At 45.2% G+C, this 14,904-nt stretch carries 13 protein-coding genes; 5 read left to right on the top strand and 8 right to left on the bottom strand.

The window, feature by feature from the left end; all coding sequences use genetic code 11:
- Positions 1–54 precede the first annotated feature (54 nt).
- The gene (locus INR79_RS06605) at positions 55–1,326 is read left to right on the top strand and encodes a YeaH/YhbH family protein (RefSeq protein ID WP_004402569.1); all 1,272 of its coding nucleotides are present in this window, start codon (positions 55–57) and stop codon (positions 1,324–1,326) included.
- 11 nt (positions 1,327–1,337) lie between these two features.
- A complete protein-coding gene (locus INR79_RS06600) occupies positions 1,338–2,882 on the top strand; it encodes a SpoVR family protein (RefSeq protein ID WP_004402568.1) in 1,545 nt (514 codons plus the stop codon).
- A 173-nt stretch (positions 2,883–3,055) separates the two neighbouring features.
- Here the strand turns inward: INR79_RS06600 and INR79_RS06595 are convergent, their stop codons facing one another.
- Both INR79_RS06595 and INR79_RS06590 read right to left on the bottom strand, forming a co-directional pair.
- The gene (locus tag INR79_RS06595) at positions 3,056–4,465 is read right to left on the bottom strand and encodes a hypothetical protein (RefSeq protein WP_223096483.1); all 1,410 of its coding nucleotides are present in this window, start codon (positions 4,463–4,465) and stop codon (positions 3,056–3,058) included.
- 21 nt (positions 4,466–4,486) lie between these two features.
- Positions 4,487–4,774: a hypothetical protein gene (locus INR79_RS06590; protein WP_022550221.1), complete on the bottom strand. Its 288-nt coding sequence runs from the start codon at positions 4,772–4,774 to the stop codon at positions 4,487–4,489.
- Between the two features lie 389 nt (positions 4,775–5,163).
- Between INR79_RS06590 and INR79_RS06585 the strand changes: the two genes are divergently transcribed.
- Together INR79_RS06585 and INR79_RS06580 are read left to right on the top strand one after the other, a co-directional pair.
- Entirely contained in the window at positions 5,164–6,192 is a 1,029-nt protein-coding gene (locus INR79_RS06585) for a glycosyltransferase family 2 protein (RefSeq protein WP_223096481.1), read from the top strand.
- The gene (locus tag INR79_RS06580) at positions 6,189–6,962 is read left to right on the top strand and encodes a ChbG/HpnK family deacetylase (protein ID WP_223096479.1); all 774 of its coding nucleotides are present in this window, start codon (positions 6,189–6,191) and stop codon (positions 6,960–6,962) included. Before INR79_RS06585 ends, INR79_RS06580 begins: the two co-directional genes overlap by 4 nt.
- A 61-nt stretch (positions 6,963–7,023) precedes the next feature.
- Here the strand turns inward: INR79_RS06580 and kdsB are convergent, their stop codons facing one another.
- Genes kdsB through INR79_RS06555 form a run of 5 tightly spaced genes read right to left on the bottom strand, consistent with a single transcriptional unit; the run spans position 7,024 to position 12,983 of the window.
- Complete coding sequence (gene kdsB, locus INR79_RS06575) at positions 7,024–7,773, bottom strand: 3-deoxy-manno-octulosonate cytidylyltransferase (RefSeq protein WP_022589474.1); 750 nt, start codon at positions 7,771–7,773, stop codon at positions 7,024–7,026.
- A complete protein-coding gene (locus INR79_RS06570) occupies positions 7,774–7,953 on the bottom strand; it encodes a Trm112 family protein (RefSeq protein ID WP_004402555.1) in 180 nt (59 codons plus the stop codon).
- Positions 7,934–8,941: a tetraacyldisaccharide 4'-kinase gene (gene lpxK, locus INR79_RS06565; RefSeq protein ID WP_223096477.1), complete on the bottom strand. Its 1,008-nt coding sequence runs from the start codon at positions 8,939–8,941 to the stop codon at positions 7,934–7,936. The genes INR79_RS06570 and lpxK overlap by 20 nt, the downstream gene beginning before the upstream one ends.
- The gene (gene msbA / locus INR79_RS06560; protein WP_223096475.1) at positions 8,942–10,696 is read right to left on the bottom strand and encodes a lipid A ABC transporter ATP-binding protein/permease MsbA; all 1,755 of its coding nucleotides are present in this window, start codon (positions 10,694–10,696) and stop codon (positions 8,942–8,944) included.
- Positions 10,697–10,724: 28 nt separating this feature from the next.
- The gene (locus INR79_RS06555) at positions 10,725–12,983 is read right to left on the bottom strand and encodes a DNA internalization-related competence protein ComEC/Rec2 (protein WP_223096473.1); all 2,259 of its coding nucleotides are present in this window, start codon (positions 12,981–12,983) and stop codon (positions 10,725–10,727) included.
- Between the two features lie 5 nt (positions 12,984–12,988).
- Between INR79_RS06555 and INR79_RS06550 the strand changes: the two genes are divergently transcribed.
- Complete coding sequence (locus INR79_RS06550; RefSeq protein ID WP_004400631.1) at positions 12,989–13,513, top strand: DUF2062 domain-containing protein; 525 nt, start codon at positions 12,989–12,991, stop codon at positions 13,511–13,513.
- A gap of 145 nt (positions 13,514–13,658) precedes the next feature.
- On the opposite strand, the gene lolE is transcribed toward INR79_RS06550, so the two are convergent.
- Positions 13,659–14,900: a lipoprotein-releasing ABC transporter permease subunit LolE gene (gene lolE, locus INR79_RS06545; RefSeq protein ID WP_223096471.1), complete on the bottom strand. Its 1,242-nt coding sequence runs from the start codon at positions 14,898–14,900 to the stop codon at positions 13,659–13,661.
- Positions 14,901–14,904: the final 4 nt, after the last annotated feature.

Below are 14,904 nucleotides of genomic sequence, written 5' to 3'. Positions count from 1 at the left end.
CCAGTCACTCATGGCACACAGTTCGACACTTTGACGTTTCAGAGGGATTAACGTATGGCGCAATTTATCGACAGAAGGCTCAATGGCAAGAACAAAAGCACGGTCAACAGACAGCGCTTTTTGCGTCGCCATAAAGAGCAAATAAAGGAATCGGTAGCCGATGCCGTGAATCGCCGTTCAATCACCAATACCGAAACTGGTGAGGACATCTCGATTCCGCACAAAGACATCAAAGAGCCTATTTTTCATCAGGGACAAGGAGGAGTGAGAGAGCGTGTTCACCCAGGCAATGACCAGTTCATTACCGGTGACAAAATTGAACGCCCAAAAGGTGGCGGTCAAGGCGGAGGCTCTGGTGAAGGTGACGCAAGTGCAGACGGCGAAGGTCAAGACGATTTTGTATTCCAAATCTCCAAAGATGAATATCTCGACATTCTGTTTGAAGATTTAGAACTACCCAACCTGCAAAAAAATCAAATCAACAAAATTACGGAATGGAAAACCCACAGAGCTGGTTTCCAGACAGCCGGTATTCCTGCCAACATCAGTGTTGTGCGCTCTCTCCAGCAATCGCTGGCTCGCAGAACGGCAATGACGGCTGGCAAGAAGCGTCTGCTTAATGAGCTGGAAGAAGAGCTTGAGCGTATAGAGAACAACGAACCTGCTCAGCCTTTGGAAGAAAAGCGTCTTCAACAGGAAATTGAAGAACTTCGTCAGAAAATCAGCAGTGTTCCGTTTATTGATACATTCGATCTTCGCTTTAAAAATTATGAAAAGCGCCCTATCCCATCCAGCCAGGCAGTCATGTTTTGCTTAATGGATGTGTCCGGCTCTATGGATCAGGCAACCAAAGACATCGCAAAACGTTTCTATGTCCTGCTTTATCTGTTCCTGACTCGCACCTACGAGAACGTGGAAGTGGTCTTCATCCGCCATCACACTCAGGCAAAAGAAGTGGACGAACACGAGTTTTTCTACTCGCAGGAAACGGGTGGCACCATTGTGTCCAGTGCACTGAAGCTAATGGACGAGATAGTGAAAGATAGATATCCGACCAACGAGTGGAATATTTACGCCGCGCAGGCATCGGATGGCGATAACTGGGCAGATGATTCCCCTCGATGTAAGGAACTGTTGGTCAACAACATATTACCCGACTGCCAATACTACTCCTATATAGAAATTACAAGAAGAACCCACCAAACCTTGTGGCATGAATATCAGAAGCTGGAAGAAGCTTTCGACAACTTTGCCATGAAAAATATTCGTACTGTGGATGATATTTTCCCAGTATTCAGGGAACTGTTTCAGAAAGAAACAGCTTAGGGAGGCGCGCTATGGCTACTAAAACAGCTAAGAAAAAAGCTACCGACAGCAAGCGCTTGCCAGATGGTCCGGACTGGACGTTTGAACTTCTGGAGCGCTACCACACTGAAATTAAACGTGTTGCTGAACACTATCGACTGGACACTTACCCTAACCAAATCGAAGTGATCACGGCAGAACAAATGATGGATGCTTATTCAAGTATTGGCATGCCCATCAACTACCATCACTGGTCATTCGGTAAAAAGTTCATACAAACCGAACAAAACTACAAGCACGGTCAGATGGGTCTTGCGTATGAAATAGTGATCAATTCAGACCCCTGTATTGCTTACCTGATGGAAGAAAATACGGTAACCATGCAAGCACTGGTTATGGCTCATGCCTGCTACGGTCACAACTCTTTCTTCAAAGGTAATTACCTTTTCCAAACCTGGACAGACGCAAGCTCAATCGTCGACTACCTGCTCTTCGCAAGAAACTACATTACCGAATGCGAGGAAAAGCACGGTGTAGAGGAGGTCGAACAGCTTCTCGATTCTTGTCACGCACTAATGAACTTTGGTGTAGACCGATACAAACGCCCGGAGAAAATCTCCATTGTCGAAGAAAAGGCAAGGCAAGAAGCTCGCGAAGCGTATTTACAGTCTCAGGTAAATGAGCTTTGGAAAACCGTTCCAAAAAGTGAAGAAAAAGAAGCGTCTCAGAAAATTCGTTTTCCGAGTGAGCCTCAGGAAAACATCCTTTACTTCATTGAAAAACACGCGCCTTTACTGGAGCCTTGGCAGCGCGAAATCGTACGAATCGTAAGAAAGGTCAGCCAGTATTTCTACCCTCAGAAACAAACTCAGGTTATGAATGAAGGCTGGGCTACCTTCTGGCACTACACCATCTTGAATCATATGTACGATGAAGGCTTAGTGTCTGAGAAGTTTATGCTGGAGTTTCTTCACAGCCACACAAATGTGGTCGCACAGCCTCCTTACAATAGCCCGTACTTTAGTGGCATCAACCCCTATGCCTTGGGCTTTGCAATGTTCCAGGACATTCGCAGAATGTGTGAAGATCCAACCGATGAAGACAAAGAGTGGTTCCCAGATATCGCTGGTGGCGACTGGTTAGAAACAGCACACTTTGCCATGGAGAACTTTAAAGACGAAAGCTTTATTAGCCAGTATTTGTCTCCCAAAGTCATGCGTGACTTTAAGTTGTTTGCCATCAATGACGATGATCGTAAAAACCACATCGAAGTCAGTGCAATACATGATGAAGTTGGCTATCGCCAAATCCGGGAAAAACTGGCAGCACAATACAACCTAAGTAACCTGGAACCGAATATTCAGGTCTGGAATGTGGACGTGCGCGGCGATCGCTCACTGGTTCTTCAATATGTTCCACACGATCGAATTCCATTGGGCAAGAGCTACCCGGAAGTTCTCAAACATCTTTACCGCCTATGGGGTTTTGATGTGATTCTTGAGCAAAGAAACGAATCTGGTCGAAAAGAAATTCTAGGTACATGCCCAGAAAGAGAAGAGTACAACTCTGAGATTTAAACCTTAAATCGTCCTCCTATTTGCCCATGAAGTCTGTGGGCTTTTTTGTGCCAGAACTTTTTTGTGCCAGAACTTTTTTGTGCCAGAACTTTTTTGTGCCAGAAAAAGAAAGCCAGCTTAACAAAGCTGGCTTCAAAAAGTGTAAACCTATTTTAAGACTAAGCAATCAGAACTTATTTAACACCATTCCAAATAGTTACATCAACAGATCTTTCGTTGTGACTGATGCTACTTGGAGTAAGAGCTATAATGTTCTTTAACGCTTCCAATTCATCTGCATCAGAAGCAGTGTATTGGAAATCTGTCTTACCATCAGTAATGGTAAACTGATTTGGTGATATTGCTCCTTTCACCGCAAGGCTTGCCGAATTCACATCAACTCCTTGTTCTTCCATGTCTTCTTTAATGCCAAACTGCCCTACCAAGTTCAAAAATTTCAGGCTGTCCGAAGTTGCCAAATGAGGTGCTGAAAGTTGAGAATCGTAGCGTCCAACAACCAGCTCCTTTTCAAGGTCAAACTTATCTACCACCACTCTCAGAGTAGAGTTACCAGCGCTTGAGAAGTTTAATGTAGCATCAACCAGATATGCATCACTTAAGGATTCATCAATAAAGCCCGGAATCAGGTTTCCAGCTGAGTCTTCAGTAGCGGTTGCAGCGACAAATGCGTTGTCAATAACCCCATCGCGGTTCCCTTGTCCTGCATAATCCGACTCATAGCGAGATTCCACTTTAAACTTCTCGTTTGCACCATTGCACTCCTGACAGGAAATATTGCTGGAATAGTAATATGCATCCTTATTTAGCACAGTTGGCACGGTTGCACGGTAGCGCCTGAAAACACCTTCACTTGGCGTATCATCCGATGAAGACTGGTAAAAAGTGAAGGATTCGAATCTTTCTTCAAAGCCCACTTCTTCTTCGATGTCATTTTCAAGAATGTAAACTAACTCACCACCCGTGTTTCCAACATTGTCAGAGTATGCAATCAACTCAAATGGAATACTCTGGAAATCAGCCTTTGTCGAACCTTTGCGTAATTTCGAAGCCCAATCTGATGTTGGAGCACAATTATCATTTTCATCTGGCATGTAAATGGTAGAGACCAATACATTTGTAATACCATTTTGGGTGCCAAATTGGCTTTTTACATCATCAATGCCAGGCCAGTTTGTAGCATCAACATCATCGGCGCTACAGAAGGTCATTTTCTGAGACTCTATACCTTTAGTGTTTCCGTTACTCTTCAAGTAATCAATGACCATACCGACTTCATTTGAGGCATCAGCCAGCTCCTGACGCTGCTCACCTGTGTATTTCGGGTCTTTGTAGGCTTTTTCTAGCTGAGATTTAAGTTCACCCGGGCTCGCAGAATGCTTAGCTACATTTAGAACATCCATGTAAAGCGCAGCTGAAGAGAAGAAAGATGCTTTTAGTTTCGCGGTAAGCATCTCATCAATGCTTTCTTCCATTGCGGTGCTAACCTGATAAGCGCCAACATATAAGTCTGTGCCATTTGCATGAGCAGCGTTCACACCGCATGCTGCAAGTGCAGCGACCAGTAAATTCTTTTTCATTGTCATATCGATATTCCTTATACGTTGTTATTTTTTGGATTTCTTAACAGAACTGAATTTACTTGGAACAGAAATAGATAGACTTGTTTTTCCAACAGGCAAATTCATTACTGATTCAATAGCGTCTGTACTTAAAGCCTTACCATTTGACTTCAATTTGCTTAACTGCTGAGAAAGTCCTTGATTTTTTGGCGCTATGGAACTGGAAGGTTTTGCCGGTGTTGTTTTACCAGCACTGTTTTCTTTAGAGCTAAAACAACCAGCTAAAAGAAATACAGAAAGTATTGGTACAATCGTAACTAGACTTCGTTTCATGCTCTCTCCTCGTACACACTAAACAATGAGCTTAATAAGAAAATAAAAAGCAAGGTGAACTGGAATAAACCATTAGTAACATCAAGCTTTAAACTCAATCTAATCGATTGCTTACTGCGAAGACATCTATGCTACTAAACAGATCAGCACTTACATTCAGAGCGGTCGAATTTAAAGGGGTGAAGGCATGTAGGAAATATCTGAACGGCACATTCCTGATGTTAAGCAATTCCAAAAATGAGCTTTAAGTTAAAATCACAAAATTTGGGGGATATACCTGCATTGGAAGCAAATCTAAATATCACAGGTCCTTTATTTAATACTAAGGTCAAACCTGTATATAATGTCGCGTTATTGTCCTTCATGGTTTAAGTGAAGGTGAAGTCTACATGGGTGATAAAAATATGAGCGCTCCAAACGCCCCTCTTACTGAGAGCAAAAACCTTCGTGATCTGCCAAATATGATCACTTGTTTGTTGCCTGCCTATAACGAAGCTGAGAATCTTCCACAGGTAATTCCAGAAACCTACAACTACCTCAAACAGTTTTGTAATGAGGTGGAGATTCTTATTGTTGATGATGGCAGCCAAGATAACACTGTAGCCGTAGCTCAAGAGCTCTCTCAAAGCTACCCCATTTCTATCGTGAAGTTTTCTAGAAACTTCGGTAAAGAAATTGCGCTAAGTGCAGGTTTAGACAATGCTCGCGGCGATGTGGTCATCATTATGGATTCGGACGGTCAGCACCCTCTCCCAGTCATTGCTGATTTCATCAAACATTGGCGCGACGGCTACGATATGGTTTACGGAGTTCGTGCTAACCGAGACGACGAATCCTTTGCCAAACGAGCCTTCACGAAAGTGTATTACGGGCTGCTAAAACGCATTTCCGATGTAGAGATTCACCCAGACGCCGGAGACTTCAGACTACTTGGTCGTAACGTTGTAGATGCGCTGATTTCGCTTCCTGAACGCACGCGGATGATGAAAGGTCTTTACGCGTGGGTTGGATTTAAGAGCAAAGCGGTTTCATTTGAAGTTGTAGAACGTTTAAGTGGCGCCAGCACCTTTAGATTTCGCGACCTGACTTCTCTGGCGATCACTGGACTCACCTCGTTCAGCAGTATCCCACTCAAAATCTGGATGGTCGTAGGAGCTATTATTTCAGCCATGTCTTTTGGCTACGGTATGTTAGTTCTGCTTCGTACTCTCTTTTTTGGTACTGATGTTCCAGGTTGGCCATCACTGATTGTTTCCATCTTTTTCCTAGGAGGTATTCAGTTGCTTTCCATCGGAATCATGGGAGATTATCTTGCTCGTGTGTTTTCTGAAGTAAAAAGGCGTCCGTTGTACATCATTGAAGAGTACCAGAAGAGCGAAGACAAACGCGAATCAGGCAGTGAAGACGAGAAAGCATGAAGCAAGTAATTGTCTGTGCAGATGACTATGGCATGTCGGCAGAAGTCGACGCTGCCATTCTTGAGTTGATTGAAAACTCACGTATTTCCGCCACTAGCTGTATGACATTGATGCCTGACTGGTCACAATCAGCTACTCAGCTAAAACCTTTAGAAGGAAAAGCCGCTTTTGGTCTTCATTTTGACTTAGGCGAATTTGCCAGCCTTGGCAAGTTAATGCTTGGAGCAATTACTCGGACACTTAACACGGAACAGCTTACCAATACGCTAAAAAAACAGCTGGATCGATTCGAGGATGAAATGAATCGCCGCCCAGACTATCTGGATGGTCATCAGCACGTTCACGCTTTTCCTGTTGTTCGTGACGTCGTTGCCAAAGAACTAAGACAGAGATACGACCAAGATATGCCTTGGGTCCGAAATCCTTGTGTCCCTCTAAGCGGCCACGACTCAGCATTGAAAGCGGTGGTGATTAAAGGAATGAATGCCGGGTTTAAAAGCATGATTCAATCCGAAACTAAAGCGGCATTAAACTCGGATTTTTCGGGCTTATATTCCATCAGTGAGAAAGCCGATTTTGCTGGCATGATGGAGGGCTGGCTAGACAAGATATCCGGTAATGGGCTTATTATGTGTCACCCTGCGACCCAGGGGGCGACAGTGGAGCACGGGCTGGCAAGAGTCAATGAGCACGACTACCTAATGAGTGAGCGATATCAGGAATACCTCCAAGCTAACCACATTTCATTAGCTCAATCACCTAAGCAGTAAGGGTGAGTTTCTACAAAAAAGAGCAGCGAATTCGCTGCTCTTTTGCTATCAATTGCGCTTTCTATTGAGCCAGAAGCTTTCTGACTACTTCTAAATCTTCCGGAGTATCTACGCCTGCTGCCGGGGTTTCTTTTGCCACCGCCACATGAATTTTCTCACCATACCAAAGCACTCTGAGTTGCTCTAGGCATTCGATTCTTTCAAGGGCACTTGGCTCCCATTCCACATAGGTTTTGATAAAGCCTGCGCGGTAAGCGTAAATGCCGATGTGACGCTGCAATGGCTGTCGAATGCTTGGCGATTCTTTAGAGAAGTCGTCTCTGTCCCATGGAATAGAGGCTCGGCTGAAGTAAAGTGCATAACCGTTTTGATCGGTAACAACTTTAACCGCATTAGGGTTGAATACCTCACTTTCGTCTTCGATCTCTACAGAAAGCGTTGCCATTGGCGCATCACTCATTTTCAGGTTTTCTGCCACTTGAGTGATGATAGATGGCGGAATCAGGGGCTCGTCACCCTGAACATTCACGACCACATGATCGGCAGGTATCTGCATTTTTTCAACCACTTCTGCCAGCCTTTCCGTCCCGGATTCATGCTTATCTGAAGTCATGCAAACCTGCGCACCAAAGCGCTCAGCCGCACTTTTCACCCGTTCATCATCGGTCGCAATAATAACCTGATCAGCTCCAGCCTGAATGGCTTGCTGATACACCCATTCAATCATAGGTTTGCCGGCAATATCTGCCAGTGGTTTACCCGGAAGTCTGGTCGACTGATAGCGAGCTGGGATGACGACAGTAAATGCCATTTATTTTCCCTCGTCCATGGAAATACTACGAGCTTCTGATGCTAAAAGAACGGGAATACCATCTTTAATTGGGTACGCGAGGCGAGCAACCTTGCTAATAAGCTCTTGTCTGTCTTTATCGTAGGTCAATTTGCCTTTACAAACCGGGCACGCAACGATCTCAAGCAGTCGATGATCCATAATCTTTCATTACCTCTTTGATTCTTTGTAATATTCTTTCTGCGTTTTGGTCTGCAAGTTTTGCAGACACAGGCAAATACCACCAATTGTCCTTCGCAAATGACAGACATTTAACCGCATCCTTTTCAGTCATAATAATAGGAGTGTCTGGCATTTCAATCTCAGCGATCTGCCCCTCTGTCATTTTTTGGTGGTCAGCAAAACCGTGTTCAGCTTTCAACGACACGCCTAATCGTTTGAGTGTGTTGAAAAAGCGAGGGGGATGACCGATTCCAGCCATAGCCACCACGCTCTCTAAATCCAAGACATTGAGGGTTTCACCAGTAACCAGGTTCTTGGCGAGAGCAGGCTCTAATGTCATGGCGATTTCCTGTGATTTGGGTTCGCCACCATTGGTTACGATAAAATCGACACTTTCCAATCTTGATACCGGTTCGCGCAGCGGTCCCATCGGAATCAGCTTTTCATTGCCCATTCTTCTCTTACCATCGACCACTGCAATTTCAATATCACGCTCTAAAGCGTAGTGCTGCAACCCATCGTCGGTCACAACAACATCGACACCTTGCTCAACCAAAGCTTTTACCGCGTTGCTACGAACCGGGTCTACGGCAACAGGCGCATGAGTCCGTCTGTGAATCAACAAAGGCTCATCACCACAATGTTCAGGGTTGGCGTTTTCTGAAACTAGATAAGGGTATTTAGGCGCTTTGGCTCCATAACCACGAGAAACAACCCCTGGGTTCAGCCCCATTTGTTGTAACTGTTCAACCAACCAAACCACCATCGGCGTTTTTCCATTTCCGCCCGCGGTGATATTTCCGACCACCACAACCGGAACCGGAGCGCGATATCTCGGTTTCGTGCCAGCCTCAAAATCTCGTTTTCTGTTTTCACTGATCTTCCGGTACAAACAAGATAGCGGCCAAAGAATCGGCCACAACACAACACCCAACCAGTGATTCTCGAACCAGATTTTTTCTACCATTTAATGCGACTCATCAAACTGAATAGAATAGAGCTGAGCATAAGATCCACCCAGTTCAATCAACGATTCATGGTCACCACGTTCGATCACTTCACCGCTATCAACCACCAGAATTTCATCTGCATTTTCAATCGTAGACAACCTGTGAGCGATCACCAGAACCGTTTTGTCCTTTTGAAGTTCATCCAGCGCAGACTGAATCGCTCTTTCCGATTCGGTATCCAGCGCAGATGTCGCTTCATCCAATATCAACACAGGCGCGTTACGTAGCAAAGCACGTGCGATGGCAAGGCGTTGGCGCTGTCCGCCAGACAAGTTCACACCGTTTTCACCTATTACTGTGTCGTAGCCATTATCGAGCTTCTCGATAAAATCATGAGCATAAGCCAGTTTTGCGGCTTCAACGATCTGCTCTCGGGAGTATTGCTCTTCTGCGGCGTACGCAATGTTGTTGGCGACGGTATCGTTGAACAGATGGACATGCTGAGAAACCAAACCAAAGTGCTGGCGTAGGTTCTCTAGTTCAAAATCTCTTACATCAACGCCATCAAGGGAAATCGTACCTTCATCGAGTTCGTAAAAGCGAGTAAACAGGCTAGCGATGGTACTTTTGCCCGAACCAGAGCGACCAACCAATGCAACCGTTTTTCCCTGTGGGATTGAAAAACTCACGTTCTTGAGGGCTGGTGTTTCTTTTGTCGGGTATGTAAAGGTGACATTGCTGACTTCGATATCGCCTTTGACCGCATCTTTCTTTACCTTGCCTAAATCCGTTTCAGTCGGCATATCTAGCAGACTAAACAAAGTTTGAGACGCTGCCATACCACGTTGGAAATCGGACATCACCGCAGTTAAACCACGAAGCGGACGAAGCATACTGAGCAGAGAAGAGAAAACCACAGTAAAAGCACCTGCCGTCAGCTCAGCACGAATTGAATCCATGGAAGCCAAGAAGAGAACGGTCACGAGAGCGGATGACCCAATCATCTGTACAACCGGGCTTGATATCTGCTGCACCACAACCATTTTCATGTTTTGCTGACGCATGGCATTGCTGACGTGATTAAAGCGCTGCTCTTCAACTTCCTGACCACCACAACTGAGCACCACTTTGTGACCATTGAGCATTTGCTCGGAAGACGTAGTCAGGTTACCCATCTCTGTTTGCATGTTTTTGGAGATTTTTCTCAGCCTACGAGAAACAGTACTGATCGCAACGGCGACAACAGGTCCCACCACCAAAACCACAAGAGAAAGCTGCCAGCTTGTGTAAACCATAAGACCAATAAAGCCCAATAAGCTTGCTGTTTCACGGACAATATTCACCAAAGCCTGGCTGGTTGCGCCAGCGACTTGTTCTGTATCGTAAGTAATTCGGGAAAGCAGGCGCCCTGTCGACTCTTTATCGAAGAATGAAACGGGCATCTTCATAAAGTGATTAAAAATTTCGCGACGTAACTTCATCACAACGTGGTTGGATACCCAACTCATAAAGTAAGCAGACAGAAATCCGCTACCGCCACGCACCAGCATCAAGACAAGGATGATGATTGGCATCGTTTTCAGAAAGTCAGAATCTGCACTGCCGAAGCCTTCGTCCAGCAAAGGTTTAAGCAGAGAAATCATATAAGTGTCACTTAGGGCGTTAACCACCAGTGCTATCGCTGCTATGACTAGGCCAATTTTGTAGTTTGAAATGTAAGGCCAAAGGCGCTTAAACGTCTGAAAGGTCGATTGATCGGATTCTTGCGACATAAGAAAATTGTTTTTCAAAAAATTCCGCTCATTCTACTCCTTTCCTTACGATCTGCCTATACCAGCGTGCGGATTGTTCTTGCCTAACTGATTGTACATACCGATGGTTTTCATCAAACAGGATAGAAATTTGCCCTTGCTCTCCTGTATCCAACCATTTTGCTCCAACCTCGCTATAAGCGCTCAGTACTGCAGGAGCGGGAAGATTCCAGCGATTTCCTTTGGCAAGAGAAGCAATAGCGAGGTCTGGGCTGACGTATTGGACAAACTTCGATTTGGATGATGTAGAGGAACCATGATGAGGAACAATCATGATATCCGACTTAAGCTTTGCCCCTTCTTTCGCCAGCAAATATTCACTAATGGCGTCAATGTCCCCGGTCAAAAGAACAGAATGGCTTCCATCACTGATCCTGATTACACAGGAATGGGGATTGTATGCCCGATTCACTATTTTGGGTGGCCAAAGTGCTTCAAATTTCAAACCCTGCCAGTTCCAGTTCTCCCCTTTAATGCATGGTTGATAGTTAGGCAGGCTTTGGCTTGAGCGTGACCATTCGGGATGTAGGTGATTTTCAACGAACTTCCTGCCACCAGCATGATCAGAGTCCAGATGACTGAGAATCAGTCCATCCAGTTTGGATATTCCACGATTAACAAGAATCGGATACACCACACTTTGCGCATAACTGCCACCTTGCCAACCGACACCCGTGTCATAGAGTACAACTTTGTTGTTTTTCTCAATCAAAATCGCTAGACCATGCCCCACATCTAATACGTCTAATTGCCAATTTGGCTCTGGTTTGCTGGGGAATAACCAGAGTAATGCGACAGGTAATAACAACATAGGATTTAAGCTTCTGAGTAGATAACTTATGAATGCTAGAGCCAGACCAACGACGATTATCGCCGTATACATTGGGGAAACACTTATCCAACCCGCCGAGCCTATATCCAAAACCCAAAGAATAGGAGCGAGAGATTTATCAGCTAACCCCCAAAATAGAGAAGCGAAATGCTCGCTTATTGGCGTAAAAGCAAGCGCAATAGAAATTAAAGGCAGTGTGACAAAACCAACCAGAGGCACAAATACCAAGTTGTAGAGTGGCGACAAATAACTGAATCCGGAAAAGAACAGCATAGATATGGGAATGAGCGTCACCAACAACCAAATCTGCATTCCGATAAGCAGCCGCAGTTTATGAACCCAAGAGTAAGCTCGGCGTTTCTGTAGCCCCAGAAACAAAAAGATCACGACCACAGCAGCAAAGGATAACCAGAAACTGGCGGTCAGCACCGAAAATGGATCTAGCGCGAGTATCACACTGCACACTATGAGCAGAATCTTCCAGCGTCCAAAATGCACGCCTAATGCTTGTATCAGAGAAACGCTCAGACAAGCCAAAAGCGCTCGTTGAGTTGGAAGTGAAAAGCCAGCGAGTGCCGCATACCCCACAGCAAAAAGCAGCGCCATACAGATAGGGCTCCAGGCTTTCGAACTTCCTGGAATAAAGATGGAGATGCAACGACCGACAACCCAACCGAAACCGAAGACTAAACCAATATGAAGCCCTGAAATGGCCATTAAATGAAGCAAGCCGCTGCGTTGCAAATTAACCCAATCTGAAGCCTTCAGAAGACTACGTTCACCAAAACTTAATGCAATAAGAAACCGCTGTGATCCCAGTCCAGAGGTGTACATTAAACTGTGGTCAAACAGATGCTGCCGCAAACTTGGTATGTTTCGGTGCATGACAACCGCATTGATAACAGCCTTACCGTGCCAGCCTTCACTAACAAACTGTTTTTCCTGATCAACCCCCGTCTCATTGAGACGCCCATAGACAGGTTTAATAACAACTTCGAGGGTCAGCTCATCATTAATTTCTGGTCGATTTTCTGTCTGAGACCACACAATTCGCACTTTAGGCTGAAGAAAGTAGGGAATTTCCCGGTCGTTAATTTGATGGACGACAAAAGTCGCTACATAACCATGGCTAATTTGTTTAAAAAGGCTGTCAATTCGGCCAGTTATGGTACTATTCTGACCCTCAGAAAAAAGCACACGTTGCTGTAATTGATAGAGGATGGAATGGACAACCACAATTATCAATCCTAGCAACACGCCTTTGAGGCAAGCAGTACCTGACCTGTTCCAGATAAGCAAGCATAGGATAATTGCGGGAACAAGCCAGAAAGCACCCGGCATGGTCGTCCAAAGTGCAGACGAAGCCACTGCTGCCGTGAATGAAATTAATGTCCAGTTAGAAAAGTGAGTTTTCATATCCTATGCCAAAAAAAATGATCCGACGCTTCTTACCCGATCACGATTTAATCAAGCGTCAAAAAGCACTTAAAATATTTGGCAACGTCCTTTATAACCCTAACTTATGGTGTCTCAACCGACGCTCTGCTGCTGGCGCATTTGCCGTTGGCTTATTCATGGCTTTTGTTCCTCTTCCCAGCCAGATGATCATGGCTGCGGGTTTAGCCATTGCGTGTGGGGTCAATCTTCCTCTTTCTGTTGCATTGGTTTGGGTGAGTAACCCTATTACCATGCCCGTGTTGTTCTACTTTGCATATAAGGTCGGGGCACTGGTAATGTCTACCCCACCTCAAAAATTCCACTTCGAGCTGTCTTGGGACTTTATAGTGGAACAGATGTCGACCATTGGTCCTCCGTTTCTGCTCGGCTGTGCCATCTGTGGCGTCGCAAGTGCCATGCTTGGTTATTTCGGCATTCGCGGTTTATGGCGCTATTCCGTGGTCAGAAGCTGGCAAAAACGTGGGCTTCGCCTTCGTTTGAGAAGATAAGAGAAATCAAATGGAATGAAAATGAGCGAACCGATAGCTTACGAGTGATATGGAATCACAATGTAACTGAGCTGTTTCTCATATTGATAAAAAAGGCCCCAATCTTGGGGTCTTTTACGTTTAAAGCAGTTTATTAGAAAAGAAATTACTTACCACTCAATACACTTGCTGGGTGGATCTTGCTGGCTCGTGATGCCGGGTACAAAGTCGCGAGTAAGCTCAAGAACACGGCTGTACCGGATACAATGACGACATCTTGCCAAATAATTTCGGATGGCAAGAAATCAATAAAGTAAATGTCCCCAGACAGAAATTGATGACCAACAAGCGATTCCAGACCTTTTATCAGAGTCGTCAGATTACTCGCAACAAATAACCCAAGTATGCTTCCAGCCAAGCTTCCTGTAACACCAGAAAAGACGCCTTGCCATATGAACGTACGGCGAATTAGACCGTCACTTGCTCCCATGGTTTTTAGAATAGCAATTTCCGACAACCTGTCTTTCACTGCCATCATCAAAGTCGACACTATGTTAAAGCAGGCCACACCTATTACCAGCACCATAACAAGGTACATAATGGTGCGAACCAACTGAATATCGCGATACAGAAACCCAAATTTATGCTGCCAACTTCTTAGGAATACAGACACGGACAACGTATCCCCTACCTCTCGGACAATGGACTGTGCGTCAAACACGTTTGTGGTTTTGATGGAAACACCCGTGACACTTTCACCTATGTTGGCGTAGGTTTGAGCATCAGCTAGTGGCAAAAGCACCAGACCATGATCAATTTGACCGCCAAGGCTAAGGAAGCCAATCACATTCAATCGAACTCTTTTGGGCGCACGTACTTTCAACGAATTGTTTGCCTGAGGAATAAGCAGAGTAATGCCCTCTCCTACTTTCACGCCCAAGTGGTCGGCAATGCCTTTTCCGAGGATGACCTGGTTGTTCCCAGGTTGAAACTGTTCCCAAGCCTCCTGGTCGATAAATTCGGTCAGATTAGACACGCGTTTTTCAAGCTCAGTATCAACGCCTCGAATTTCTACCGCTTTCAGAGTGGCGCCTTTTTCAGCCAGCCCCGTCAATTTCACGTATGGCGCTGCAGCAATCACTCTGTTGCTTTTCTCAGCGTCGGTTACTACTCGCTCCCAATTTTTGATTGGTCCTCTTGCACCTTCAAATTCACCATGGGCAATGACTGAAAGCACACGATTTTCTAGTTCTCGCTCAAAACCATTCATCGCTGAAAGCCCAATCAAGACAACAGCCACGCCAACGGCAATACCTATGGTTGAAGAAAGAGAAATAAAGGATACCAGCTTGTTGCGTTTTTTTGCGCGGCTGAATCGGCTACCTAACAGTAAGGAAAGTGAAAACATGATT

Origin of the sequence: Vibrio sp. SCSIO 43132, from assembly GCF_019904195.1 — a bacterium.
GTDB classification, from domain to species: Bacteria; Pseudomonadota; Gammaproteobacteria; order Enterobacterales; family Vibrionaceae; genus Vibrio; species Vibrio nigripulchritudo.
Note: the sequence above shows the minus strand (reverse complement) of the source record. Positions and strands in the feature narration are given on the sequence as shown.